This window comes from Flavobacteriales bacterium, from assembly GCA_016700415.1.
Taxonomy (GTDB): Bacteria; Bacteroidota; Bacteroidia; order Flavobacteriales_F; family PHOS-HE28; genus PHOS-HE28.
On sequence record CP065018.1, the window covers coordinates 2824464 to 2849620 of the forward strand.

A 25157-nucleotide genomic window follows, 5' to 3' on the forward strand; every position below is an offset into this window, starting at 1 on the left:
AAGCGGGCGGCATCCGGTTTCCCGGGCCGCCCGCTATGCTTTCTTCCGGTAAAGGCTACTTCGCGTTCGCGTAGCGCTTGGCCACGGCGTTCCAGTCCACCACGTTCCACCAGGCTTTCAGGTAGTCCGGCCTGCGGTTCTGGTAGTGGAGGTAGTATGCGTGTTCCCAAACATCGACGCCAAGGACCGGGGTTCCTCCGCAACCGGTATCCGGCATCAGCGGATTGTCCTGGTTGGGTGTTGAGCAGATCCCCAACTTGCCGCCCTTGTGGACGCAGAGCCATGCCCACCCGCTGCCGAAGCGGGTGGCCGCTGCCTTGGCGAAGTCCTCCTTGAAGGTGTCGAAGCCGCGGAGATCGCGGTTGATGGCCTCTGCCAGCTCGCCGGAAGGGGCGCCGCCGGCGTTCGGTGCCATCACGGACCAGAAGAGACTATGGTTATAGTGCCCTCCGCCGTTGTTGCGCACGGCCATGTTCTTCATGTCCAGGTTCTTCAGGATGTCCTCGATGGACTTGCCCTCCAGTGGCGTGCCTGCGATGGCGTTGTTCAGGTTATTCACGTAGCCTTGATGGTGCTTGCCGTGGTGGATCTCCATCGTACGAGCATCGATATGCGGCTCAAGTGCATTGAAGGCGTAGGGAAGGGCAGGAAGTTCAAATGCCATTTGTAGGGTGTTTTTAGGGGTTTGACGATAGGAGGCGCAAGTTAGCCGAGGAGGTTAACATTTTTTTCCTTGGTGTGATGGATCCAATTACATTTGCGGCCACTTTCACCAAACCAACAACAAGGATGATCAGGAAGTTCGCAATGCTCGCCACCACGGCAGCAATTTTCGCCGCTTGCGGGAGCAATGTAGAGGAGAATGCCTCCTCCACCATGGACGCCGCCCAGGACAATGCCACTGAGATGATGGACAATGCCCAGGATGCCGTTCAAGAGGCTGCTGCCACTGTGGACAGCACGGCCAACGCCGCCATGGACACTGTGAAGCAATCGATGGAGAACGCTGCCGACGCAGCCAAGGAGGCTGTTAAGTAAGTGTAGTACCGCACAGAGAAGAGAGGGGCCGAGAGGCCCCTTTTCTTTTTGTACCTCCGAAGAACCTAATGGGCGATGGCCACTTGTCCGGCCCGCAGAACTTGGTGCGCACGATCATAGATCCGGTCCTCGCTGAGCAGTACGCGGTAATAACCGCTGTCCCCCCAGATGTTGCGTGCAACGCCCGCCTTGAGGCGCAATGCGATGATGGAGGCGGAAGCCTTCAGGTCTTCCGGGTCATACTTCACCCCTTGGCTTTCCGCTTCTTTGGCCAATGCCTCCAGCTGGGCCGTGGTGATCGCATATTGCTTGTTGAAGCGTTCCGGACCTCCGAACTTCTTCAATGCGGCCCTGTGCCGATCGGCAACATCGAACGAGTAACGGTTCAATGCGCCCGAGAAGAAGAGCTCACTGAGGTAGGCCGAACGATCGGTGGTGTCCGCAGGCACGAAGATGTCCGGCATGATGCCGCCCCCGCCATACACCGTACGCCCGTCCTTGGTGGAATAGGCTTTGGAGGAGTCCAGATGGATGCTGTCGATGTTCAGCAATTCACCATGGATATAGCGCTCCTCCAGATCGTCATTATAGTCGATGCCATTTCCATAAGGCCGCTGGATGCAGCGGCCGCTGGGTGTGTAATAGCGGGCCGTGGTGATGCGCACCGCACTGTTGTCCCGTAGGTTGATCTGCTCCTGCACCAAGCCTTTCCCGAAGGAGCGCCGCCCCACGATGAGCGCACGGTCGTTGTCCTGGACGGCACCGGTGACGATCTCGCTGGCCGAGGCGGACCCTTCATCGATCAGCACGGCCAGCGGCATGTCGATCAAGGTGCCGTCGCCGTCCGCCTTGTAGTCCTGCCGGGGTGAAGCACGGCCTTCGGTATAGACGATCCCGCTTCCTTTGGGCAGCAGTTCATCGCACACGCCTATCGCGGCATTGAGATAGCCCCCTCCGTTCCCGCGCAGGTCCAGAATGAGCCGCTTCATGCCAAGCGCTTTCAGCTCGGAAGTGGCCTTTACGAACTCTTCATGGGTGGTCCGTGCGAACCGGGAAAGCTTTACATAGCCGGTGCTGTCGTCATCCAACAAGGAAACGGCCACACTGTTGATCGGGATCGGCCCGCGGGTAATGGTGACATCGAAGGGTTTTCCGCCGCCGCGCACAATGCCCACGGTGACCTTGGTGTTCTCCGGGCCGCGCAGGGCCTTCATCACCATGTCGTTGGTAACGCCCACCCCGGCCAACTTCACGCTGTCCGCGTTTACGATCCGGTCGCCGGCCCGTATCCCGAGCGCCTCGCTGGGGCCGCCCTCGATGGTGGCCACCACGATGATGGTGTCGCGTTGTATGCTGAACTCCACACCGATGCCCATGAAGCTGCCCTCCAACGGCTCTTCCGCCGCCTGCAGGTCAGCAGCACTGATGTAGTAGCTGTGCGGATCGAGCTGTTGCAACATGTTCTGCAGCACCGCGTCCACCAGCTTGCCTTTCTGCACCGTGTCCACATATTGCCGTTCGATGAGGTCCAGCACCTGCTGCAGCTTGGCGCCGGGGTTGTTCTTCCGCAGCTCGAACAGCCGCGATGTCGGTACTTCGGACCCGCCCATGCGCGAGCCGACATAGAAGCCGCCGGCCACGGCAACGCCCAACATGAGCGGGTAGAACACCGCCCACGACCGCTTCTTATCGTCCGTGCCGTTCACGTTCCTTGGATCCGTTGGATGAGCACGCCGCCCTTTTCGAGCAGGTCGAGACCGGAGGTGTCCTTGTAGGCATCGAGATAGACCAAGCGCTTGATGCCCGCTTGCAGGATGAGCTTGCTGCAATCCTTGCAGGGGGAGTGGGTGAGGTACAGGGTTGCCTCACGGGCGTTGTTGGTGCTTCGGGCCACTTTCATGATCGCGTTGGCTTCGGCGTGAAGAACGTACCAATGCGTGGCGCCTTGCACGTCTTCACAATCGTTGGGGAAGCCGGTGGGCGTGCCGTTGTAGCCGTCGCTGATGATCATGCCGTCCTTCACGAGGATGGCGCCGACCTGCTTCCTCTTGCAATGGCTGAGTTTGGCCCATTCCAAGGCCATTTTCATATAAGCCCCGTCGTAGCGCGCCTGCTTGGCGGGGTCCGCGTAGGTCAAGGAATCCTTTTGCATCGGGGGCGATCGGAACTTCTGCCTTCCATCATCTGATCATCTGATCGCCCGATCATCTGATCGAAAAAGTACCCAGGGCGGGAGTCGAACCTACCTGCGGTAGGTAGGCCCGCGCTTCGCGCCGGCAGGCCCGCACTGAGTGACTTAGTGTTTGGGAATAGGACTAAGGAGTTATTGAATTCGGGTTGAAAGATACAGTTCACTCGGAAGCTCCATCACGCAATCGCTTGAGAAACTCTTTGCCTTGGCCGCTCTTCAAATACTTTTCCCGGATCCGGGCACTTGGTCTATCCGGGTGAACTTCAGAATGCAGCAGGATGAACGGTCGATAAGGCTTCGTCGTCCGCTCCCTTCCTTGTTGATGCCGTTGGATGCGATCTTCAAGATCACCGCTCAAACCGACGTAGATATACGGTTGTTGAAGGCTCGAAAGGGCATAAACCCAGCAAACTGCCATAATGTACCCAGGGCGGGAGTCGAACCCGCACGATTTGCATCACTGGTGTTTGAGACCAGCGCGTCTACCAATTCCGCCACCTGGGTAGGAAGCTCAAAAGAACGAAAACAACACCACTTACAGGTGGAAGAGGCGCGCCTGCCTGCCGCAGGCAGGTCTACCAATTCCGCCACCTGGGTAGGAAGCTCAAAAGAACGAAAACAACACCACTTACAGGTGGAAGAGGCGCGCCGCCTGCCGCAGGCAGGTCTACCAATTCCGCCACCTGGGTAGGAAGCTCAAAAGAACGAAAACAACACCACTTACAGGTGGAAGAGGCGCGCCGCCTGCCGCAGGCAGGTCTACCAATTCCGCCACCTGGGTAGGAAGCTCAAAAGAACGAAAACAACACCACTTACAGGTGGAAGAGGCGCGCCTGCCTGCCGCAGGCAGGTCTACCAATTCCGCCACCTGGGTAGGAAGCTCAAAAGAACGAAAACAACACCACTTACAGGTGGAAGAGGCGCGCCTGCCTGCCGCAGGCAGGTCTACCAATTCCGCCACCTGGGTAGGAAGCTCAAAAGAACGAAAACAACACCACTTACAGGTGGAAGAGGCGCGCCTGCCTGCCGCAGGCAGGTCTACCAATTCCGCCACCTGGGTAGGAAGCTCAAAAGAACGAAAACAACACCACTTACAGGTGGAAGAGGCGCGCCTGCCTGCCGCAGGCAGGTCTACCAATTCCGCCACCTGGGTAGGTGAATAGGGCTGCGAAGGTAATTCGGGAATGCCAACGGATGGAACGCTGATAACGCAGATCCTTATGATGGCCGCCGTTCTGAGGAAGCCGAATGGAAAATGGCGGGCATCCGCAGTTCGCGAATGCCCGCCATGGCACCTTCCCGCCTACTCCTTCACGAAGAACTTGCTGGATGACTTTCCTGCGGTTTCAATCCGTACTAGGTACAGGCCCGGGCTGAGTGCTCCTACATCGATGGCCTTATCGGCGCTGTTCACTTCTTGCTTCAGCACCAACGCACCTTGGCTGTCGAAGATGGATATCGTGCTGCGTGCGACAGAGCTGGGAAGCAGTATATGGAGCCGAGCATCTGCCGGTTTTTGGATACAAACGCAAGCCAAGGTCGTTGCCTCTAAGGGGAGTGATCTCCGTGACCAAACCCTCACAGGTAGACCCCAAGATCCATAGATCGACATCCGGTGCTGGGCTGAAAAAAATCACTCCCACACCGGCCAAGCACCGTTCCCCCGGAATCCATCGTCATATCGCTATCATGCATACTACACGGTATTTTCTTCTTTCGATCACGGTCGCCCTTGTTTGCGCACCTTTCGCCCTGCAGGGCCAAACCCTCGGCGCGGGCAACCAGTTCAGCGTATTCCTCTGTGCACCCGCGGGCCTCAGTGCCTCCGGTTCGGACTACTACGGGCAGCTCGGCAATAGCACCTCGGGGGACCATAACCTAGCGGTGCCGGTGGCCATGACGGATGAAGTGACTATGGTGAGCGTGCAACAGGCACAGACCATCGTGCTGGGTACCGATGGCACGGTGTGGACCTGGGGCCAGCGCGTGGGCACGACCGATGTGTTTGACAGCATTCCCTACCATGTGCCCGGATTGAACAACGTGGTCCAGGTGGCCATGGGTTTCGGACACGCGGCGGCCCTGCGGGCTGATAGCACGGTATGGGTCTGGGGCAGCGGCCTCTTCGGTCAGTTGGGCAACGGACAGATGGGGCCGGGCACGGTGACCTTGGCGCCCATACAGGTCCCGGGCCTTGCGGGGGTTACCGCCATCGCCACCGGGGGCTACCATACCCTCGCACTGCTGGCTAATGGGAGTATCCGCTCCTGGGGCCTGAACGCGAACGGGCAATTGGGCGATGTGACCTTCGAGAACCGGTCCAGTCCGGTGAACGTGGTAGGCCCCGCTGCCACGGCCGTGGCCGGAGGCAACAATCATTCGTTGATGTTGCGCGCCAACGGGAGCATCTGGGCCTGGGGTGGCAACGGCGAGGGTGAATTGGGCGACGGCACCAACGTGGACAAGTCCGGCCCGGTACCCTCCTTGGCCACCAGCGGTTTCACGAGCGTGAAAGCTGGCGTGTTCCATTCCTTGGCGCTGAAGGACGATGGTACCGCATGGGCTTGGGGGTACAACCTCTACGGCCGCTTGGGCGATGGCACCCAGACGAACCGGTTGAGCCCTGTGCAGATCACCGCGCTCAGCAATGTGGTGGAGCTCTGCGGCGGTGCCGGGCACAGCCTTGCCCGCACCGGGGATGGCGGGATCTGGGCCTGGGGGAACAACGAATGGGGCCAGCTCTCGATCGGGACGAACACGAACTCATGGGTGCCGGTAAGGGTCCAATTGGATTGCGGCTTTGCCGCGATCACAGAGCCGGGTGAAGTGCAGTCCTTGACGGTTCAGCCGAATCCGTTCCGTTCCAGTGTGGTGGTGTATTCGCCCACGTTCTCCAGGGGAGGCACGTTCATCCTGTATGATGCCTGCGGAAGAGCGGTGATCCCAGCTACACACTTCGCTGGCGCCCCGCTTACGGTTCAACGCGGTGTGCTACCGGCGGGATCCTATATCCTGCAAGTGCATCAAGCTGATGGCAGCCGGCAGGCCGTGCGGCTGATGGCGGAGTAGGGGGCGTAGTGAACGACGCGCGTTGTGAAACGCGTGGAGTTCTGTCCGTTGGTGGATCTACAACATGTAGAGTTCCAATTCTTCCTTCAGCCGGTTGAAGTGCTTGTCTTGCGTGACCAGTGGAATATTCAGGCGATGGCCGTGGCGGCGATCAAGGCATCGGCGAGTTTCAGCTTGTGTCTTATCCGAAGGTCAATGGCGATCATCTTCACCCGTTCGGTCGCATCCATGATGATGAACTCTTGGATCTGTTCCGCCACCACAGCTCGCTCCTTTGCCGTATAGCCGGGCCAACTGAGCAATTCGATCTGCGTAACGAATGAGATATGGACCTTTTTGTCTTTCAACAAGTCTCCCACGCGCTGGTCTCCGCCTAATTGATGGATGAGTGCGTTGGTGTCCGCAAGCAGGCGCTCAGCGGTCATCGCGCATATGTTCCAAATACTCCTTCATGCGCTCGGCAAGACCTGGGATCGCTCCGGTGTATTTATCCGCATCGTAGCCCTTGGAAGTCCGCTTGGGCACGGTGCGTTTGACTGCGGTATCAACTTTCCTTTCCTTACCGGCAACACGCTTGGGCGCAGCCCGCCTTGCGCGTGCCTTCACCGCTTCCGCCGATCTGCTTTTCTTCTTGGCCATGGTATGGCGAAGATAGGAAGCCGCGTCCTACAGCTTCCGCAGCAGCCCGCGCATGTCCACCTTCCCGCTCACGAGGCGCCCCAGCTCGCTGATCGCCACGCGCTCCTGCTGCATGGTGTCGCGGTCGCGGATGGTGACTTTGTCGTCGGTTAGGGAATCGTGGTCCACGGTGATGCAGTAGGGCGTGCCGATGGCATCCTGGCGGCGGTAGCGCTTGCCGATGCTGTCTTTCTCGTCGTACTGGCAGTTATGGTCCAGCTTCAGCATGTCGATGATGGCGCGTGCCTTCTCCGGCAGGCCGTCCTTCTTGATCAGCGGCAGCACGGCGACCTTCACCGGTGCCAGCGGCGCAGGGATACGCAGCACGGTGCGGTCCTCGCCGCTCTCCAGCTTCTCCTCTTCGTAGGCCGCGCTCAGCACGGCTAAGAACATGCGGTCCAGGCCGATGGAGGTTTCCACCACGTAAGGAATGTAGCTCTCGTTGGTCTCGGTATCGAAGTAGCGCAGCTTCTTGCCGCTGAATTCCTCGTGCTGTTTCAGGTCAAAGTCCGTGCGGCTGTGAATGCCCTCGAGCTCCTTGTAGCCCATGGGGAAAAGGAACTCGATGTCGCAGGCGGCGTTGGCGTAATGCGCCAGTTTGATGTGGTCGTGGAAGCGGTAGTTCTCTTCCGGCATGCCCAGCGCTTTGTGCCAAGCGATGCGTTTCGCTTTCCACGTCTCGTACCATTCCATTTCGGTGCCGGGCTTCACGAAGAATTGCATCTCCATCTGCTCGAATTCGCGCATGCGGAACACGAACTGGCGCGCGACGATCTCATTCCGGAACGCCTTGCCCGTCTGCGCGATGCCGAAGGGGATCTTCATCCGCGCGCTCCTCTGCACGTTGAGGTAGTTCACGAAGATGCCCTGTGCCGTTTCGGGGCGGAGGTAGATGGTGCTGCTTTCGCCGCTCACGCTGCCGAGCTCGGTGGCGAACATCAGGTTGAACTGGCGCACCTCGGTCCAGTTGGCAGTGCCGCTCACGGGGCACTTGATCTCCTCGTCGATGATGAGCTGGCGCAAGGCTTCGAGGTCGCCGGAATTCAAGGCTTCCTTCATGCGGCCTTCCACCGCGTCGATGCGGTCCTGGCTGCGCTTCACGTTGGGGTTGGTGGCGCGGAACTGCCCTTCGTCAAAACCTTCGGCGAAGCGCTTGCGGCCCTTCTCCACCTCCTTGGCGATCTTGTCCTCGTACTTGGCGATGTGGTCCTCCAGCAGCACGTCGGCACGGTAACGCTTCTTGCTGTCCTTGTTGTCGATCAAGGGATCGTTGAAAGCGTCCACGTGTCCGCTGGCCTTCCACGTGAGCGGGTGCATGAAGATGGCGGCGTCCAGGCCCACGATGTTCTCGTTGAGCTTGGTCATGGCCTCCCACCAATAGCGGCGGATGTTGTTCTTCAACTCGACGCCGTAGGGGCCGTAGTCGTACGTGGCGCTGAGGCCGTCGTAGATCTCACTGCTTTGGAACACGAACCCGTATTCCTTGGCGTGGCCGATAAGGGTTTTTAGGCGGTCTTCTTGATTGCTCATTGCGATGGGCGAACGCTCTGGAAATCTTCAGCGTCGCGGCGCAAAGATGCATGCTTCGGAAGGATGAACCGCAACGACGCTACGAGCGCAACGGGGGCGCAACGTTTTTGTACCGCTAAGGACGCTCAGGGCACGAAGAAGGGGAACCGCAACGGATGCTACGGGCGCAACGTTTTGTATCGCTGAGGGCGCGAAGAGGAAAAACCGCAGATAGCGCAGATCACCGCAGATGATCCGATATACATCGGATGCCTATTGGGTGATAGGGATGGACGCAGATGTCCCGCGTTGCGGGAATGGTCAGGCTATGCCTGGCCGTGAAGCCATTCGGGTTTGCTTTTTACACGCCAGTCGAGCCAATCCAAGTATCGACCCATGCGCATGTGTTGCACATGGCCGACCCAATCCTTGGCCCATCCGGAGTGCGCTTTTCCTCCGCAACCGGCCTTGTTAAGCTGTTTCTCGATGTGCCGGTTGATCACACCCGCGTTGGTCTGGTATATCGTCCAAGTGTTCGGGCGGCTCAAATCCTCATTTATGAGCAAGCCATTGAACGAGTGCTGATAGATGCTTCTCGGGAGTATGACAACATCAGGCTTGAGCACTTCCAGATCAGCCTTCACATACGGATGTGAGACTTCCAACAACTTCGGTTTGGAGGCGTAGTCAGAGTTCTTCTTTCCTTTCAAGCTGAACTTCCCGTAGTTGCTCACCGCGATCTGCTGGAGAAAGTCCTTTGGCTCGGTGGAGAATCCTTCTTTCTCAAAGATCTCCAACAGATAGCGGGCTGCGGTGAGCAGGCTGCCGTCTGTTATTGGTGAGATGTGGACCCGAGGGAAGAATTTGTCCGTGCCTTGCGGCCCCTCATCGAAAAAGACCCTGTTACGGGCGGCTGACAATGTCAAATTACTCGTGTAGGTCAGGTTTTCCGCACTGCCGTAAACGAGGACCTTGGGCAGGCCATTCGCACCATAGTTCTTCCCGACGAATGGGGTTGCAGGAGCTTCGTTGATCCAGATCGTTTCGTCAAGTGGATCCTTAATAAGGATCTCGCGGTACCTCTTTTCGAGTTGTGCTTCTTCAAGGTTCATTGGTTGCATTTTTTGATATTCGCTTCGGTGGAGGGATGCTCACAGACCTTTTCTCCCCAAGGGGCAAAGGTGGTATAGTGCCATTTTACTTCGGGCGTGTCGCCTCGCTCGTCCAGCTGCCCCACGATCAGCAAGTACTCCGTGTCCCAGTTCTCCGGGAAGTTCTTCCATGCGGCTTTCAGCATGGCTTGGAATTGATTGCGGGTTTCGTCGATAAGGTCTTGGCTTTTCTTTTGTGATTTCTCCGAGCTGCCGACGTCGTAGGTGTATGTGATCAGCACCTTCAACCGGCTTCGCAGATGGATCAGCTTGACCATTTCCTGCCAACTGATCCCGCCAGAGGTTTCATGCTCTACGATGATCTCGTAGGTGGTAGGCCAGAAGATTTTATCCCATTTTGATTGCCATTCCCCCTCCTTCCAATCTTTGGGCGTTGGCCAATTCTGTTTCTTGGCGAGCACGAGGTCCAGTTTCCATTCTTCCGTGCGGTAACGCCAAATACCTTGGGGGAGGTGTTCAACGAGCTTGTCGCCCAACGGGCTTTCCTTTTCGCTGGCGTTCGCTTCGCCGGTTACACGTCTGGTCCATCCCGCATCCTGGTACCAAAGCGTCCCAACATTATCACCATCCTGTACGATGGTTTTCGCAAATTCCTCCCAAACCTCAATAAACTCTTTCGCTTTCATGCTTCTTCAAATTGAACGGCGTTCAAGGTATGCGCTTCCGCTTCACGCTGTAAAAGCGCTTCCAGTTCCTTCATCCCCAGTGAACCTTTGGCGGTTAAGCGTTCCACCCATTCATCAATTAAGGCCGCGTTTTCGCTGAGCGTATCCAAGGCCATCGCCTCGGCGGCTTCGATCCATTGGCGGGCTTGTGCTTCCACTTCATCGGTGGTAGTGAGGAATCCTTCCGTGGATCGTGCTGGGTTTTCCGCATGTCGGAGCCGGTCCGTACCAAAACCTTGTTGCTTGATCAGCTCCAGGGCAAATCCGGTGGCTTTCTGCAAGTCGCCCTCGCAACCGGTTGAGGTGCCTTCGGGTCCGTAGCGCAATGTTTCCGCAGCCCATCCACCCAGCATAACCGCCAAGCGCGGGACCACTTCTTCACGACGGAACACGATCGACCGCGGGCGGTCCCACACTACGAAGCCGCCGACCTCCGGGTCGTTCGTGTATGCGCACACCTGCAACGGACGCATGCCGCAGAGTAGCGCCCCGCACAGCAGGTGCCCGATCTCATGCACGGCGTGTTGCAGCAGGTCGGCAGGCAAAGGCCCGGCGGTTTTCGCCGATGGCCACGAAAGTTGAACGATCTGTTCTTGTCCTTTTCTTGTGTGAAGTGCCACGGCCCGGGCATTGCGCAAGGCCAGTTTGATGGTGCGCGCCTTATCCATTTCCGGACTGCTCAATGCTTCTGAAAGCAGGCTGGGCAACAGTCGATGGACCGCCGCCACCACGGGGCGCGCGCCCATCACCGCAATGGTGGAGCTGTCGCGGATGGCCTGCACGAGCGCGTCGTCCACGGTGATCTTCTTGCCGCATTGTTTGGAAAGCGCAGCCGCGAGCGATGCCGAACCGTTGCGTGCCATGGCATCCACGGTGGCCTGTCCGATCGGCGGGAACACCACATGGTCCGCACCCATGCGCGCTACTTGTTCGATCCGGAAGAGCTTCAACAGCGCATTATGAACGCCACCCGTGCCGATGTCGCGGTGCCGTTGCAGCAGCACGTCCGGATCCAGTTCCGCAAGGGGTTCACGACCTGTGTCGTAGAGCTCGTCCAAGTTGCCCAGTATGATCACCAAGGCTTTGCTGGCATCCACGATCTTGGGTCCCCTACTTAATTGGCTCACCTCCAACAACCAGCTCAATATCCCCGGCCCATCGAGCGAGCTCAATTTCTGCTGGAGTTCGCTCATGGTGGGCTTGGGTGTTGGATGTAGCCCTTGCAAAGTGTCCAATTCCCCCAAGGGTACGGCCCAACGATCCGTGCTCTTTCGGTCAATGTGATAGTGGTGAGCCACGAGCTTCTTGAACACTTCGGGCTTGTCCACCACCTTGCCTTTGCATACTGTGACACCGGCATTGAAAGCTATCCGGAGCCGGTCATGCAGGTCATAAAGTGCCAACAGGTGATGTGACCAGATATCCGACCATGTGATGATGCGCCCCGAGTCCATCATCTCCCAAAAGGTCCGCAGTGCGTTTGGTTCGATCTGCTCACTGCCGCCCTTGATCGTGCGGGCATGTTGGAACTCGTCCACGACCACGATGAAAGGCGCGCCGCTCAGGTCTTGCGCAACCCGGCTGAACATCTCGCCTAACCAGTTATTGCTGCGGCATTCACCCGCATCGAGCCAATAGGTGCGGTCGTCCAGCCCAAGGTGTTTTACGAGTTCGCGCACCAAGCTGCTCTTTCCCGTGCCCGTCATGCCCCAAAGGCCGATGGTGCGCGGTCGTGATTGTGACTCAGAGAACAGGTACCACGGTGCGAAGGCGCCCAAGAGCCGTTCGATCTCGCTATCGATACCGAAGTGGGTGGAAGCGAGTGTTCTCTTCAGGCCGTGAAGGCGGGTTTGGCGGTCTGTGAAGTTGACCGGATAGGAGGAGGTTGCGGGTTTCATTCCGCAAGGTTCCGAAGTCACTACGCCAAAGTATGTCGTAGTGGTGAGTCGTTACTTTTTCCCGTATTGCTTAGCGGCATTCCTGTGGGCGTCGCGAATCTCCTTAGCGAGATACTTCGGCTCCAGCACTTGCACCAGATCGCCCCAACCCATCAGCATCTGTCGCAGTTCAGTGTTGGCCATCACGTACACCGAAAAGACAACGCCGTCCTTGTCCTCACTTTCCACCTGTTGCGAGTGGTGGATCGGCAAGGCCTTCACATAGCGCGCCTGCACAGGGTTGAAGCGTAGCCGGATCAGTTCGGGCTTGCCGGGACTCGTGTCCACGCCGATCACAGTCTCATAAAAATCGGCCACTGCATCATTGTTGCGGGTGAACTTGGTGCGTGTGGCTTCCAGCTTCTCGATCCGGTCCAGGCCCAGCGCGATAGGTCCGGCATGCTTCGTGGAGCGGCCCAATACGTACCAGCGGCCGCGGTATTCCTTCAACTGATGCGGCCGGATGAGATGCTCTTTGCTCCGATCACCTTGGAATTTGCGGTGGGTGATCTTCACCTCATGGCGCGCACGTATCGCTTGCAGCAATGATCCCAAGTGATGAATGCCCTGAAGCCGCCCCAGCTCCTCGAAACGGACATATTGACGAAGCTCCTTCAATGTCTTGCCATCACGCACCAGCTCCAGCAGTTGCGCGCGTTGCAAAAGCGGCATCACGTCTTGCAGATCGGTCTGGTCCTCTACGGCATAGGTCTTCGTGCTGTGGTCGTAGGGTACTTCGATACCGAACTCGTCACGCAGGTCCGCGAGGTCGCGCTGAAGGGTGCGTTGGCTCAAGTGGAACCCTTCCTCTTCCAGTAAGGACTCCAGCTCGCTGAAGTTGGCAGGCCGATGCAGACGTTCTAGGATGAGGAGATAGCGCTTGACTTTACCACGGTAGGACATGGGGGAAAGTTGGGAGATCTTCGGGAATGGGAGAAGAGGAGCCGCAACGACGCTCATTGCCGCTCTTCCGGCCCACCTTGGTAGCTTGCAGGCCGAAAAATGATCGAACACCGCGGCACCCTCCTAAGCGAAGAACTCTTCGAGAAGCGCTTCGTCTGCAACCTCGATGCTTGCAAAGGCGCGTGCTGCGAGGTGGGCGATAGCGGCGCGCCATTGGAACCCGACGAGGCCAAGCTGATCGAGAAGCACTACGCCGCCATCGAGCCGTACATGACCCAGCGCGGCAAGAAGGCCGTGAAGGACCAAGGCGCTACCAGCGTGGTGGACATCGATGGTGAGCTGGTCACGCCGATCGTGCAGGAGTACGCCGAATGCGTGTACGCGAAGAAGGACGGCAAAGGCATTTGGATGTGCGGCATCGAGCAAGCGTTCAATGACGGCAAGATCGCCTTCAACAAACCGAAGAGCTGCCACCTGTACCCCATCCGCATTTCGAAGTTGAAGTACCACGATGCGCTCAACTATCACCAGTGGGACATCTGCTCCCCGGCCTGTGAGCTGGGCGCTAAACTGGGTGTTCCAGTGTTCCGCTTTCTGAAGGGATCGCTGACGCGGGTTTATGGTGCGGACTGGTACGATGAGCTGGAGGTGATCTATGAGGAGTGGCTGAAGCAACAGAGTTCACCACAGAGCCACGGAGAGCACAGAGAGATGTGACCGGAGGATGGTTTACCGACCTTGATGGCTTCCGGTATTTTAGGGAGCTACCTTTGCCGGGGACACCTATGAAAGAGCTCAAAGACCTCTGGAAGACATACTCCCACTACTTCCTGGACTTCTGGCAGTACTTGGTGATCATCGTGGTCTTCATCATCGGCGCCATCATTTTCCTATAGGACCGGTCTCTGGTCCGATCCTCATCCGGCCTTTGTTCCGATCAATGACCGCGCCGCATGCCGACCCATGGCGAAGCAAGCTTGTAGTAGAAAGCCACCGGTGGGTGCGTCCCAGTCCACCATTTCGCCAATGGTGAAGAGGTGCGGATGTCGCTTCAAGGAAAAGTCCGGGTTCAACGCTTCCACGGGGATGCCGCCCACCGTGGAGATGGCCTCACCGATGGGCCGAAGCCCCGTCACCGGGATGCGCAGGTCCTTCACACTTTCCACGAAGCGTTCGGCTGAACCGGACACTTCCTTCGGCGTGAAGGCCTTTAACAACGCGACCTGCGTGCGGTTTAGGTGCAGTGCTGAAGCGAAGTTCTTCGGAGCCTTGTCGCCGATGCGCTCGACCAACCGCTCGTGCGTGCTGTCGGGTTTCAGGTCGAGGTGAAGTTCCGGTGCTCCCTCGCGCACCGCCGGCACCACGGGATAAATGGCGTTGCCTTCCAGCCCGTGCTGAGTGATCGTGCCCTCGCCCCATGCGCTCTTTGGGCCGGCGGAAACGCGGATGTTCTTCAGCGGTTTGCCTTCGTGCGCATGGATGAAGTCGGCAGGCCATTCGACCTCAACGCCGCAGTTGGAAGCTTGGAACGCACGCACTTCCACCCCGATCGCAGCGAACAACGGTGGCCAGATGCCCGTGGAACCGGTGACCGGCCAGGACGCACCGCCGAGCGCGAAGATCACGCGGTCGGCCTGCAGCGTGATCGGTCCGTCGCGGTTCTCCACCTGCACCCGGCCTTCGCCGTCGAAACCGGTGAACGCATGTTCCGTGTGGATCTGCACACCGGCTTGGATCAGCCGCTCGCGGATCTGCCCCAGCACGTCGATCGGCTTGATGCCTTTTTTTGGAAAGACCCGGCCACTGGTGCCGATGAAGGTTTCCACGCCCAGCCCCACTAGCCATTCCCGCAGTTGCGCAGGCCCGAACGCACGCAGCGCTTCGTCCAAAAGACCGGCGGGGGCATAGAGCCGAAGCAGGTCATCGCCCTCGAGTTCGTTCGTCAGATTGAAGCCGCCCTGCCCGGCCACCAGGAACTTGCGCCCGATCTGCTTGCCATGTTCGTAGAGGTCCACCTCGGCATGCGGCGCGAGGGTGTCCGCGGCCATCAGCCCGGCGGGGCCGCCACCGATGATCGCGATGTGTAGACGACGGGACATGTTGCAAAGGAGGTGAACATTGGGGAAGGGCGGGCGAGATCGGCATCCGTCCATCGAACAGCTCGGATCACCCACCTCAGAAATTATGAACCGGATTTGGAAATAATGGAAATAATGCCCTGCTTGGCACTTGCAAAATCCATCCGTAATGTCTATCGCCCCCCCCCCCCCGGAATTTAGTCGCGATCCTGTCCCAATGCTTTCGTTACGGTAAGAACGATAGCCTTCTGCACCGGATCGCGCTGCCGATCTTGGTTCTTCTGTGCAGTACGGCGATGGCGGCGGACTCCTTGGTCGTCTCCATGCAGGTGAGCAACTACAACGGGTTCGAAGTGAGCTGCTTCGGGGAGAAGGACGGATGGATCGACCTTACAGTTACCGGCGGACAATCTCCATATCACTACAAGTGGAGCAATGGCCCCACCACACAGGACGTGGAGGAACTTGCAGCCGGTTACTACAAGGTGGACGTGATCGATGCCGATGGCCTGCATGCGGTAGGGGAGGTCACTTTGGACCAGCCGCTGTCCATGAAGCTGGACGTGGACGTATACGAATATTCGAACGGCTACAACATCAGTTGCTATAACTGCAGCAACGGCAACGCCTCCGTGATGGTGCTGGGAGGTGCGCCACCCTTCACGACCACATGGAGCGACGGCCCAACAGGGGCCGACCGGTACAACCTGGCTGCCAAGGATTACAAGATCACTACGGCCGATGCCAACGGTTGCGAAGGCACCTCCGCCACCATCTACCTGCGCGGGCCGGACCGCAGTGACTGGAGCATGAGCGGGAACCCCGGCACCACGCCCGGTCCGCAATACATCGGTACGCCGGACAACAAGGACGTGGTGTTCAAAAGCAATGGCCAAGAACGACTGCGACTTTTGAGTAACGGGGACATACGCCTTTGGGGCGCGGACACTACAGTTGGGCCGCTGTATCGCGATAGCGATGGGAGCTTGAAAATGGGAGGTGGTCCAACTCCTACGGAAGGACGGTGTTTTCTTTTGAACGCCATGCCGTATTGGCAAACCCGTGGCAACGATTTCACCGAGCTCTGCCCGGATGAGCCGCAGCCAGTGCTGGGCACCTTGAGCAACGACAACCTACCGATCTACACCAACGCGTTGGAGCGGATGCGGATCACCACGGCGGGGCGCGTGGGAATTGGTACGGGTGCCCCGGCCCAACAATTAGATGTGGCCACATCGGATGTGAGCGGCGGGATGAACCTCACCAACACCCGCAGTGATGCCAATGCCCATACGGAGATCCGCTTTATGAAAGGAACTGATCAACGATGGGGCTTGGGATGCGACTTCGGGGCGAACGGAGGACAGGATTTTTTCCTTTGGGACGAGTGGGCCCATTCAAGGCGCTTGGCCGTGGACGGGAATGGTCGCGTGCTGATAGGTGGCGATGCCGTGCCGGGAACGGACCTGCTCTACAAGCTCTATGTGGAAGGCGGCATTGCTACCCGCGATGTAAAGGTTACTTCCCAACCTTTTCCGGACTACGTCTTTGCCCCGAACTATGCCCTGATGCCCCTTGCGGAACTTGAACGGTTCTTAAAGACCGAGCATCACTTACCCGGCTTTGCGAGCGCAGCCGAAGTGGAGGCCGCAGGGGGCTTTGAGGTGGGCGACATGAGCACGCGCCTGTTGAAGCTTGCTGAGGAACAAAGCCTCTACATCCTGCAGCTCAATAAGGAAGTGGAGGAGTTGAAGGCGCGCTTAACGGAACTTGAAGTACGGCATTAAGGCAGCGCAATGGCACGTTCCATCGTCTTCCTGCTAAGCCTGCTATTTGGCGCACTGTTTGCCCAGGCGCAGTACATCACGCTGCAAGGTGATCAGTTCATGGATGAGCATGGCGAACCGTTCTACCCGGTGATGATGAGCTACTATCTGGACTTGTATTACTTCGGCACTACAGTACTACCTGTGGATCCGGATGAAACGTTCATGGACGAACATGTCGGCTTTGGCCGCTATGTTTTCTATTGCGCTGATGAGGAGTATGATTTTCCGGTGGACCAAGGTGCCCTTAGCGTTCTCCAAGACCTCAAAGAGATGAAGGCGGATGGCTTCAACACCGTGCGGCTTATCAATTTCGTGATAAAGAAGACGTTGGAAGCGGGTTTCACGGTGAAGATCGATCTCTATCCGCTACCGAATGACAACGAATACGTCAACATGTACCCGCCCTATTCCGGTGATCCCGCCATCAATCCGGTCTGTGCCAAGTATTTTGACATGATCCTCCAGACATGCACCATGGCGAACAGCTTGGACATGAAGGTGAGCGTGGAAGTGGTGACCGGCGATGCCATTGTCACGGCCACGGTGGGGGATGCCATGAACAACGACCAGATCGCCTTTTTACAGGCGTTCGCATCATTCATTCACGCCCATCAAGTGCATAATTTGATCGGCTATGAATTTGCGGGCGAGCCCACCTTGGCCTCCGCCAATATCCCAACTTTACGGACCAGGCATGATCTATGCGAACTCGTCACCTCGTGGAACGATGTGACGAAAGCGGCAGATCCGGACCACTTGACCTGCGTGGGCGCGGGCTTCTTTCAGGATGTCTTCCGCAACGGATGGGACCCCATGATCTTCCCCGTCGACTATGCATCCATCCATTGGTATCCCGGGCCGGATATCTACGAAGACCCTGCGACCTACAAACAGAGCATGACCGAGCGGTACCTCAACAACTTCCGCTTCTATGACCGTTACTTGAAAAAGCCCTACATCTTGGACGAGACCGGTTTCTCGGCCGAGGACCCGTTGCACCCGCCTGACTATACCAACCCTAATCCCTATCTCCATTACCCATTGGCATGCTGGGGGGATGAACAGGACCAACAGGACTTTGTGGAGAACACCTTCCTCCCCATCCGGGACAGCCGTTGCGCGGGTTATTCCTGGTGGATCTTCCACAACCAATGGGTAACCGACCCGAACGCGAACAACACGAACCCCACGGATCCCACATATATCTCGCTACCGGGGTTCAAAGAGCGCTACTTCGGCCTGCTGCGCTTTGGCGGCGCGGACCCTAATCCCGCACCCGGCCAAACGGGTTGGGAGGGATCCCGCAAGCTGGTGGCCGCCACCTTCGCGGCCTATGCCGCCAACCCGCCAGCACCCGCCCCCATGGCGCCCGTGCCCGCTGCTTTGGATATGAACGACCGCTACTTCAACCCGTACATGCATCCGGTGAACAACACCACACATGCCGATGAAGGCTCAACGCCGTGGACCTTCGGCACCCTTACGGGCCAAGTGGTGAACCAAACCAGTGAGGGTATTGCCGGAGCTGTCCTTTTGGGTGGGGCTATTGTGGCACCTGCTAAGCCGCTACAGAACCGCCCGAATCCCATCTACTACAACTACTACACCTACACAGATGACGACGGCTACTTCGAGATCCGGGGAAAGGATCCGCTTCCCTCCTTAAATGAACGTGCGGAATCTCTATTGACCGATCCTGGCAACACCAAGGACGGCACCATTCAGACCTTGGAGGTGGGCGCTTATGCCTCCCAGTGGACCGGTTCGGGTTGGGCCGGCGAAGACGGGAGCGATGCTTTTGAAGCGAATCACACCTACATCCTGAACTCCTTGCAATACCGCTACGATGTGGTGCTGGACAATATCGTTATCCCATCCGGCACTACCGAGGACCACAGCGGCTTGTCCACACTGACCGCCGAGGATGTGACCATAGCCGGGTCTTCCGAACTGAAAGCCCGTTACGAGGTACACTTGAAGCCCGGCTTCCATGCCACAACGAGCAGTGAATGCCACATCTACACCGTTCCCCTCAATTTGACTTGTGATGAGATAAGCGGGGCGCAACTTTTCTCCGTTCAACAAACCCAAGGAGGCGCTTCAGGTTATCGCAGCCCGACAAATACGGAGAAGAAGGAAGTGCCGCTGGACTTCCACTTCAAGGAATTTTCCATTCAACTTGATGTGTTCCCAAACCCGGCAAGCGAACAGGTGAAGGTGCAACTTACAGGGTCTGCACTGGATGGAAATGCGCATTGGGATCTCCTGCTCTTGAACAGCGAGGGAAAAGAGATCCTTGGGCAACCCTTCAGCGGTATGAGCTGTGCGCTGGATATGGCGCCGCTAGCCTCCGGCACATACACAGTAGTGGTGCGGTCGTCCGACCGGACCTTGCGACAACGGATCGTAAAACCATAGACATCATGCGTACCGCACTCCTCCTCACGCTCTGCTTTCTCTCCCAGCTACTTGCTGCCCAAACATGGCAGTGGTCCCAGCAAATTGGTGGGCCGGGTGACGAAACCGCCGCCATTGCCGGAACCGATGCAACCGGGGCTGTGTATCTCTATGGCCGTTATGACAGTCATTGGAACAGTGAGGCTTATGGGCTGTACATAGGACCGGACACCCTACAGGAAGCCAACCACAGCACCTATTTGGCAAAGTTCAGCACAGATGGCACACTACAATGGTTGCGAAGCTGCACGAGCATTATAGGAATTGAGATCAATAATGCATTTCTGGATCCAGTTTCGCAGAAACTTTATGTGGTCGGGGGGTACGTAAATTCTTGCAGTCTTGATACGGTCTCACTTTCAACCGGTTCAAATGTCGCTGCCTTTCTTTCCCAATGGGATCTGGATGGACATTGCCAGTGGGCGCGGAACGTGGCATTCAGTGGGTTCGACAGCCAACGTAGCTGCGATATCGGGGCTGTAACAGTTGATGACCAAGCTCGAATACTTATTGCTGGGCATACGGCTACACTTCCGGTGAATCATCTGGCTGGAAGAGAGGTGCCTCCAGGTACGTTTGCTTCAGCCTACAATTCATCCGGTGATACTTTATGGACCCGCATGGTGTCTACTTATAATGGCACCTCTCCCATGTTAGATCCCCTTGAAATGCACACTTGGAACGGAGATGCATTTGTGTACAATGCGCTTTACATGGATAACGCTTCGGATACTTTACTGGTCGGCGATAGTGTGGTGACCGGCCTAAGTGGTGGCGGCTATGCCCTGTTCAGGCTGAATTCGAATAATGGCGATCTGGGATGGTTCACAACGGATGGATGGCCTCTGGGCCCCGCGGACCGGCGGTCGCCACACCTCTTTGTTCTTGATGAAATGGGCCAAGCATTCATAGCTGGGGGCTACGGTGTCGGGGTATTTGGCACCGATACGCTTGATGCTCCGGGGGCAGGCTCCGCAGGTTTCATTGCGAGGTACGATACATCCGGGACTCTCCTTTGGGTCCGTGGCTATGAATCCATTGGCGGCACGGTAAGCCTTACTGCCCTTTCCCTGCGCCCCGGTGGGGGACTTTATGCAGTCGGTTCAATGGTTGGTACGGTGAATTGGGATGGTATCACTCACACTGCTACCACTTTTGATCTGATGCTTGCAACGTTCTCGGAAACAGGAGAATGCCTGGGGATCGATAGTGATGTCGGTTCGGCATTTGGCAGCAGTATAGTCCCGGCTTATGATGGCATTTACCTGGCTGGAGGTTTTCCGGTGAGTACAGATTGGCCACCCTACTTACCGATCACCTTTGGCAATATGACGTACAACACCTTCGGCTGGAAGGACGCATTCATCGCCAAGCACTCCTTGGCCACCAGCATTCCGACTCAATCTATGGGATCCGATGGCCTGCACATCTATGCCAACCCCAACCGGGGCAGCTTCCAATTGGAAATGCCCGATGCCTTCGCCAACGAGCGCGATCTGGTCCTGCGCATTTACGACAGCACGGGCCGCATGGTGCTGGAGCAGCCCATGGACATGACCGGGGAGGCGGTCCACTTGGACGTGTTCGATGCGGTACCGGGGTTTTACAATGTCACGCTTACCAATGGGCGCCGGTCTTGTAGTGGGAGCATGGTGGTGGAGTAGGCCTCACCGCTCAATGCATTCATTTGCCGGAACTGACCACTGAACCACCCCGCGCCGTCGCCGACTCGGCCTTCGTAGCCACTTCGGCGAAGTAGGCACCCGCTATGGCGAAGTGCGACCGGCCCCTCCTTGAAGGAAGGAGGGGAGACGACCCTTGGCATTGATCGTTCGGGACATCGTAAGGTTTCCCTTGCACCTGTCGCAAGTGATTCCCTTCAGGATGGCCATTTTTGCACGCTCCATGTCCTTTCGCGCCCGCTTCATCTTACTGCTCTTTCTTTCGATCATCTTGGGCGGAATATCGCAGGCGCAGGTGGTGAACATCGAAGGGCGCCGCTTCATGAACGATACCGTGCCTTGGACCGGCTTCGTGAACTTCCGCTTCAATGTGGCCGAGAGCGGACAGCGCTCTTTGAACGTCGGCTTGAACGGTGCGGTCCAACACATCGAAGGGCGAAGCCGCTACATGTTCATCAACGACATTTCCTTCAGCCAGGTGGAGGCGAACGAGTTCCTGAACACCGGTTTCCAGCACCTGCGCTACAACTACCGCGTGGACTCCACGTGGACCGGCGAGGCCTTCGCCCAATCGCAGTACAACAAGCCGCTACGCTTGGACCTGCGCCTGATGATCGGTGCCGGCCCGCGCTTCACCGCCGTGGACAATGCCAAGATGCGGGTGAACCTCGGCACGGCGGTGATGCTGGAACGGGAGGATGTCACCGACGGTCCCATCACCACGCTGTGGCGCAGCAGCAGCTATGTTTCAGCGACGCTCAAATTCACCGGCATGGCCAGCTTGACCACCGTTGTCTATTACCAGCCCAAGCTCTTCGACGCCAGCGACCACCGCATCGCCGTGGAGGGCGGCCTGCTCATCAACGTCACCAAGCACATGACCCTGGAAAGCCGCCTGAACCTGTTGAAGGACAGCGCGCAGCCGGAGGGCGTGCCCTCGCTCACCTACAGTTGGAACAATTTGTTCGGGTACCGGTTCTGAACGGCGTTCGTAAGGGCGGAAGATCTTCCGCCCTTACTTGAACGCCGCCAATCCGGTCACCTCGTGGCCGGTGATCAGCAGGTGGATGTCGTGCGTGCCTTCGTAGGTCACCACGCTTTCGAGGTTCATCATGTGGCGCATGATGGGGTACTCGTTGGTGATGCCCATGCCGCCGAGGATCTGCCGCGCTTCGCGGGCCACGGTGAGGGCCAAATGCACGTTGTTGCGCTTGGCCATGCTGATCTGCGCGGTGGTGGCGCGGTTCTCGTTCTTCAGCACGCCTAAGCGCCAGGTGAGCAGTTGGGCCTTGGTGATCTCAGTGATCATTTCGGCGAGCTTCTTCTGCGTGAGCTGGAACTGCCCGATCGGTTTGCCGAACTGGATGCGTTCCTTGCTATAGCGCAGGGCGGTGTCATAACATTCCAAGGCCACGCCGAGGGTGCCCCAGGAGATGCCGTAGCGTGCGCTGTCCAAACAGCCTAAGGGTGCGCCGAGCCCGCTCTTGTTGGGCAGCAGGTTGGCCTTGGGCACTTTCACATTGTCGAACACGAGTTCGCCGGTGGGGCTGGCACGCAGGGAGAGCTTGCCGTGCGTGGTGGGGGTGGTGAAGCCCTCCATGCCCCGCTCCACCACGAGGCCATGGATGCGGCCCTCGGTGTTCTCTGCCTTGGCCCACACCACCGCGATGTCCGCGATGGGGCTGTTGCTGATCCACATCTTGGCGCCGTTCAGCAGGTAGTGGTCGCCCTTGTCCTGAAAGGTGGTGACCATGCCGCCGGGGTTGCTGCCGTGGTCCGGCTCGGTGAGGCCGAAGCAGCCGATCATCTCACCGGCGGCGAGCTTGGGCAGCCACTTCATGCGCTGTTCCTCATTGCCGTATTTCCAGATCGGGTACATCACCAAGCTGCCTTGCACGCTGCAGAGGCTGCGCAGGCCGCTGTCCACGCGCTCGATCTCCTGCATGATCAGGCCGTAGCTGATCTGGTCCAGGCCCATGCCGCCGTATTCCGTGGGGATGTTGGGGCCGAACGCACCGATCTCCGCCAGCCCGGGAATGATCTCCGGGTGGAACTCGGCCTTCTCGAAGCTCTCCTCGATGATGGGCTTGATGTGCTTGCTGACGTGCTTCCGCGTGGTATCGCGGATCAGCTTGTGCTCATCGGTGAGCAGCTCGTCCATCAGGTAATGGTCGTGGGCTTGGTACAGGTCGGTGGCGTTGCGCGCGGGGTCTTTGGCTTTGGTGCTCATGGGAGGGCTTGAAGGCCGCGAATTTACTCCGTCCAAGTGAAAGGCCGTCAGTAGCTGCCGCTGCCAACTGCTGACTGCAACTGCCAACTGTCAATAGCACAACGGATGTCAAGACCCTACTTTCGCGGCGCAATGGACCAGGTACGGGCAGTGGACGCCTTGAGTTCCGGTTGGCTGGCAGGCGTTCTGCTCTTGGCCTTGGGCATTATAGCCTGGGTGAACATGGTCTCGCCCAAGCAGTGGACGGTCCTCGGGCGTTCCTTCGGGGCGCTGAGGCTGGGTAAACATCGCCTTCGTGAGGACCTGGACCTGCGGGACCGGACGTTGACCGGCTTAGTGGTGCTGTCCACGCTGGTGATCGCGATGTTCGCCTACCAGGTCCTGCTCTTTCATGGCTGGATACCCCATGGGATCAAGGAGTTTGGACGGATCCTCCTGATGGTGGCGGCGGTGATCGTGGCACAGGTGGTGTTGTTGCGGGCGATCGCGGTACTCCCTGCCACGGATGGCGGAACGGAGGAATACCTCTATACCGTGATCGTGATGCATGTGGTGATGGGCCTGCTGCTGCTTCCGGTCGTCACCTTGATGTCCTTCCCCTGGAGGGTGGCCTGGCGGGAGTGGGCATGGGTCCTCGGGGCGGCTGTCATCACCTTGACCGTCGCCTTCCGATGGGTCCGGGCGACCAGCATCGGGGTGGGCAACGGGGTACCCCTGCGATATATTTTCCTTTACATTTGCGCCTTCGAAATCCTGCCGGTCGCGCTCGCGCTTGAACATGCCCGACAATTCGTTCCTCCTTCGCACAACCTTTAAGCAGCGCGGAACTTGAAGATCAAGACCATTCTCGTCACTCAGCCGGCCCCCACCGACGAGCGTTCGCCCTACTTTGCCTTGGCGAAGAAGTTCGGCCTGAAGATCGACTTCAAGCCGTTCATCAAGATCGAGGCGGTACCCGGCCAGGAGTTCCGGCAGGAGCGCATCACCGTGCTGGACCATAGCGCCATCGTGCTCACCAGCCGCAACGCGGTGGACCACTTCTTCCGCATGTGCAAGGAGCTCCGCCTCACGGTGCCCGAGTCCATGAAGTACTTCTGCGTCTCGGAAAGCGTGGCCTACTACGTGCAGAAGTACATCGTATACCGCAAGCGGAAGGTCTTTATCGGGAGGCTGACCTTCAGCGACCTGATGGACGTGATCAAGAAGCACAAGGGCGAGAAGTTCCTCGTGCCCGGTTCCGACATCCAGAAGCCGGAGATCCCCAAGTTGCTGGACAAGGCCGGCGTGGACTATACCAACGCAGTGTTCTACCGCACGGTGGCGAGCGACCTCAGCGACATGCGCAACGTGCATTACGACATGCTGGTGTTCTTCAGTCCCGGCGGCATCGAAAGCCTGCGGAAGAATTTCCCGGACTACGAGCAGAAGGACACGGTGATGGCCGCCTTCGGCCCCACCACGGCCAAAGCCGTGCGCGAAGCCGGGCTGAGGCTGGACATCGAGGCACCGCTGCCCGAGGCCCCTTCCATGACGGGTGCCATCGAACTCTTCCTGAAGAACGGTGCCAAGATCGAGGCCAAGACCGCCAAGACCGAAGCCAAGGCCAAGCGCGCCGCACCGGCGAAAAAAGCCGCGAAGCCCGCTAAAAAGGCAGCCGCCAAGTCCGCCAAGGGAGGCAAGAAGTGACACGGGGCACCATGACCGGTCCCGGCCACACCG

General features: G+C 58.2%; 23 protein-coding genes and 1 tRNA gene. 9 read left to right on the forward strand and 15 right to left on the reverse strand.

The features are described 5' to 3' along the window. Positions 1-55: 55 nt before the first annotated feature. Complete coding sequence (locus IPP95_11750) at positions 56-664, reverse strand: superoxide dismutase (protein ID QQS71851.1); 609 nt, start codon at positions 662-664, stop codon at positions 56-58. Between the two features lie 125 nt (positions 665-789). On the opposite strand from IPP95_11750, the gene IPP95_11755 reads away from it, so the two are divergent. Beyond that, on the forward strand, positions 790-1038 hold the full coding sequence (locus IPP95_11755; GenBank protein QQS71852.1) for a hypothetical protein: 249 nt from the start codon (positions 790-792) through the stop codon (positions 1036-1038). Between the two features lie 65 nt (positions 1039-1103). Here the strand turns inward: IPP95_11755 and IPP95_11760 are convergent, their stop codons facing one another. The 5 genes from IPP95_11760 to IPP95_11780 all read right to left on the reverse strand — a co-directional run bounded on the left by IPP95_11760 (position 1104) and on the right by IPP95_11780 (position 4766). Further along, entirely contained in the window at positions 1104-2744 is a 1641-nt protein-coding gene (locus IPP95_11760; GenBank protein ID QQS71853.1) for a S41 family peptidase, read from the reverse strand. After that, on the reverse strand, positions 2741-3190 hold the full coding sequence (locus tag IPP95_11765; protein QQS71854.1) for a dCMP deaminase family protein: 450 nt from the start codon (positions 3188-3190) through the stop codon (positions 2741-2743). The genes IPP95_11760 and IPP95_11765 overlap by 4 nt, the downstream gene beginning before the upstream one ends. Before the next feature lie 199 nt (positions 3191-3389). Beyond that, complete coding sequence (locus tag IPP95_11770; protein QQS71855.1) at positions 3390-3647, reverse strand: GIY-YIG nuclease family protein; 258 nt, start codon at positions 3645-3647, stop codon at positions 3390-3392. Between the two features lie 4 nt (positions 3648-3651). Further along, positions 3652-3733 (reverse strand) — tRNA-Leu (locus IPP95_11775). 799 nt (positions 3734-4532) lie between these two features. Continuing rightward, positions 4533-4766: a T9SS type A sorting domain-containing protein gene (locus tag IPP95_11780; GenBank protein ID QQS71856.1), complete on the reverse strand. Its 234-nt coding sequence runs from the start codon at positions 4764-4766 to the stop codon at positions 4533-4535. Between the two features lie 152 nt (positions 4767-4918). Here IPP95_11780 and IPP95_11785 point away from each other — a divergent pair, with 152 nt between their 5' ends. Continuing rightward, complete coding sequence (locus IPP95_11785) at positions 4919-6298, forward strand: T9SS type A sorting domain-containing protein (protein QQS71857.1); 1380 nt, start codon at positions 4919-4921, stop codon at positions 6296-6298. Between the two features lie 128 nt (positions 6299-6426). Here IPP95_11785 and IPP95_11790 read toward each other — a convergent pair whose 3' ends face one another. From IPP95_11790 to IPP95_11820, 7 genes are all read right to left on the reverse strand, one after another. Beyond that, the gene (locus IPP95_11790) at positions 6427-6723 is read right to left on the reverse strand and encodes a PIN domain-containing protein (GenBank protein QQS71858.1); all 297 of its coding nucleotides are present in this window, start codon (positions 6721-6723) and stop codon (positions 6427-6429) included. Next, positions 6713-6937 (reverse strand): hypothetical protein, encoded by a 225-nt coding sequence (locus IPP95_11795; GenBank protein QQS71859.1) that lies wholly within the window; start codon positions 6935-6937, stop codon positions 6713-6715. The genes IPP95_11790 and IPP95_11795 overlap by 11 nt, the downstream gene beginning before the upstream one ends. A 27-nt stretch (positions 6938-6964) precedes the next feature. Continuing rightward, the gene (locus tag IPP95_11800) at positions 6965-8506 is read right to left on the reverse strand and encodes a glycine--tRNA ligase (GenBank protein QQS71860.1); all 1542 of its coding nucleotides are present in this window, start codon (positions 8504-8506) and stop codon (positions 6965-6967) included. A gap of 305 nt (positions 8507-8811) precedes the next feature. Continuing rightward, on the reverse strand, positions 8812-9597 hold the full coding sequence (locus IPP95_11805) for a hypothetical protein (protein ID QQS71861.1): 786 nt from the start codon (positions 9595-9597) through the stop codon (positions 8812-8814). After that, positions 9594-10283, reverse strand: coding sequence for a hypothetical protein (locus tag IPP95_11810; protein ID QQS71862.1), 690 nt, complete (start codon positions 10281-10283; stop codon positions 9594-9596). Before IPP95_11810 ends, IPP95_11805 begins: the two co-directional genes overlap by 4 nt. Next, a complete protein-coding gene (locus tag IPP95_11815) occupies positions 10280-12220 on the reverse strand; it encodes an AAA family ATPase (GenBank protein ID QQS71863.1) in 1941 nt (646 codons plus the stop codon). Before IPP95_11815 ends, IPP95_11810 begins: the two co-directional genes overlap by 4 nt. Positions 12221-12271: 51 nt before the next feature. After that, positions 12272-13162, reverse strand: a complete 891-nt coding sequence (locus IPP95_11820; GenBank protein ID QQS71864.1) for a WYL domain-containing protein — start codon at positions 13160-13162, stop codon at positions 12272-12274. A gap of 99 nt (positions 13163-13261) precedes the next feature. On the opposite strand from IPP95_11820, the gene IPP95_11825 reads away from it, so the two are divergent. Further along, complete coding sequence (locus tag IPP95_11825) at positions 13262-13879, forward strand: DUF3109 family protein (GenBank protein QQS71865.1); 618 nt, start codon at positions 13262-13264, stop codon at positions 13877-13879. Between the two features lie 200 nt (positions 13880-14079). Here IPP95_11825 and IPP95_11830 read toward each other — a convergent pair whose 3' ends face one another. Then, positions 14080-15261 carry a TIGR03862 family flavoprotein gene (locus tag IPP95_11830; GenBank protein ID QQS71866.1) on the reverse strand — a complete coding sequence of 394 codons (1182 nt, stop codon included), beginning with the start codon at positions 15259-15261 and terminating at the stop codon, positions 14080-14082. 275 nt (positions 15262-15536) lie between these two features. On the opposite strand from IPP95_11830, the gene IPP95_11835 reads away from it, so the two are divergent. The 4 genes from IPP95_11835 (at position 15537) to IPP95_11850 (ending at position 22190) form a co-directional block, all read left to right on the forward strand. Then, a complete protein-coding gene (locus IPP95_11835; GenBank protein ID QQS71867.1) occupies positions 15537-17027 on the forward strand; it encodes a SprB repeat-containing protein in 1491 nt (496 codons plus the stop codon). A 9-nt stretch (positions 17028-17036) separates the two neighbouring features. Continuing rightward, complete coding sequence (locus IPP95_11840) at positions 17037-19487, forward strand: T9SS type A sorting domain-containing protein (GenBank protein QQS71868.1); 2451 nt, start codon at positions 17037-17039, stop codon at positions 19485-19487. A gap of 5 nt (positions 19488-19492) precedes the next feature. After that, the gene (locus IPP95_11845; protein QQS71869.1) at positions 19493-21190 is read left to right on the forward strand and encodes a hypothetical protein; all 1698 of its coding nucleotides are present in this window, start codon (positions 19493-19495) and stop codon (positions 21188-21190) included. A 241-nt stretch (positions 21191-21431) separates the two neighbouring features. Continuing rightward, on the forward strand, positions 21432-22190 hold the full coding sequence (locus tag IPP95_11850) for a DUF481 domain-containing protein (protein ID QQS71870.1): 759 nt from the start codon (positions 21432-21434) through the stop codon (positions 22188-22190). Positions 22191-22223: 33 nt separating this feature from the next. On the opposite strand, the gene IPP95_11855 is transcribed toward IPP95_11850, so the two are convergent. After that, positions 22224-23438, reverse strand: coding sequence for an acyl-CoA dehydrogenase family protein (locus IPP95_11855; GenBank protein QQS71871.1), 1215 nt, complete (start codon positions 23436-23438; stop codon positions 22224-22226). Between the two features lie 132 nt (positions 23439-23570). Here IPP95_11855 and IPP95_11860 point away from each other — a divergent pair, with 132 nt between their 5' ends. Then, on the forward strand, positions 23571-24254 hold the full coding sequence (locus tag IPP95_11860) for a DUF4271 domain-containing protein (GenBank protein QQS71872.1): 684 nt from the start codon (positions 23571-23573) through the stop codon (positions 24252-24254). Positions 24255-24266: 12 nt separating this feature from the next. Continuing rightward, a complete protein-coding gene (locus IPP95_11865; protein QQS71873.1) occupies positions 24267-25124 on the forward strand; it encodes a uroporphyrinogen-III synthase in 858 nt (285 codons plus the stop codon). The last annotated feature ends 33 nt before the right edge of the window (positions 25125-25157 follow it).

Bases quoted from the DNA above. Each gene is read 5' to 3' on its own strand.
- IPP95_11850 (QQS71870.1), top strand. From the start codon at position 21,432: ATGTCCTTTCGCGCCCGCTTCATCTTACTGCTCTTTCTTTCGATCATC.
- IPP95_11835 (QQS71867.1), top strand. From the start codon at position 15,537: ATGGCGGCGGACTCCTTGGTCGTCTCCATGCAGGTGAGCAACTACAAC.
- IPP95_11830 (QQS71866.1), bottom strand. From the start codon at position 15,261: ATGTCCCGTCGTCTACACATCGCGATCATCGGTGGCGGCCCCGCCGGG.
- IPP95_11860 (QQS71872.1), top strand. From the start codon at position 23,571: ATGGACCAGGTACGGGCAGTGGACGCCTTGAGTTCCGGTTGGCTGGCA.
- IPP95_11855 (QQS71871.1), bottom strand. From the start codon at position 23,438: ATGAGCACCAAAGCCAAAGACCCCGCGCGCAACGCCACCGACCTGTAC.
- IPP95_11795 (QQS71859.1), bottom strand. From the start codon at position 6,937: ATGGCCAAGAAGAAAAGCAGATCGGCGGAAGCGGTGAAGGCACGCGCA.
- IPP95_11755 (QQS71852.1), top strand. From the start codon at position 790: ATGATCAGGAAGTTCGCAATGCTCGCCACCACGGCAGCAATTTTCGCC.
- IPP95_11800 (QQS71860.1), bottom strand. From the start codon at position 8,506: ATGAGCAATCAAGAAGACCGCCTAAAAACCCTTATCGGCCACGCCAAG.
- IPP95_11840 (QQS71868.1), top strand. From the start codon at position 17,037: ATGGCACGTTCCATCGTCTTCCTGCTAAGCCTGCTATTTGGCGCACTG.
- IPP95_11845 (QQS71869.1), top strand. From the start codon at position 19,493: ATGCGTACCGCACTCCTCCTCACGCTCTGCTTTCTCTCCCAGCTACTT.
- IPP95_11820 (QQS71864.1), bottom strand. From the start codon at position 13,162: ATGTCCTACCGTGGTAAAGTCAAGCGCTATCTCCTCATCCTAGAACGT.
- IPP95_11785 (QQS71857.1), top strand. From the start codon at position 4,919: ATGCATACTACACGGTATTTTCTTCTTTCGATCACGGTCGCCCTTGTT.
- IPP95_11805 (QQS71861.1), bottom strand. From the start codon at position 9,597: ATGAACCTTGAAGAAGCACAACTCGAAAAGAGGTACCGCGAGATCCTT.
- IPP95_11750 (QQS71851.1), bottom strand. From the start codon at position 664: ATGGCATTTGAACTTCCTGCCCTTCCCTACGCCTTCAATGCACTTGAG.
- IPP95_11770 (QQS71855.1), bottom strand. From the start codon at position 3,647: ATGGCAGTTTGCTGGGTTTATGCCCTTTCGAGCCTTCAACAACCGTAT.
- IPP95_11815 (QQS71863.1), bottom strand. From the start codon at position 12,220: ATGAAACCCGCAACCTCCTCCTATCCGGTCAACTTCACAGACCGCCAA.
- IPP95_11790 (QQS71858.1), bottom strand. From the start codon at position 6,723: ATGACCGCTGAGCGCCTGCTTGCGGACACCAACGCACTCATCCATCAA.
- IPP95_11825 (QQS71865.1), top strand. From the start codon at position 13,262: ATGATCGAACACCGCGGCACCCTCCTAAGCGAAGAACTCTTCGAGAAG.
- IPP95_11810 (QQS71862.1), bottom strand. From the start codon at position 10,283: ATGAAAGCGAAAGAGTTTATTGAGGTTTGGGAGGAATTTGCGAAAACC.
- IPP95_11765 (QQS71854.1), bottom strand. From the start codon at position 3,190: ATGCAAAAGGATTCCTTGACCTACGCGGACCCCGCCAAGCAGGCGCGC.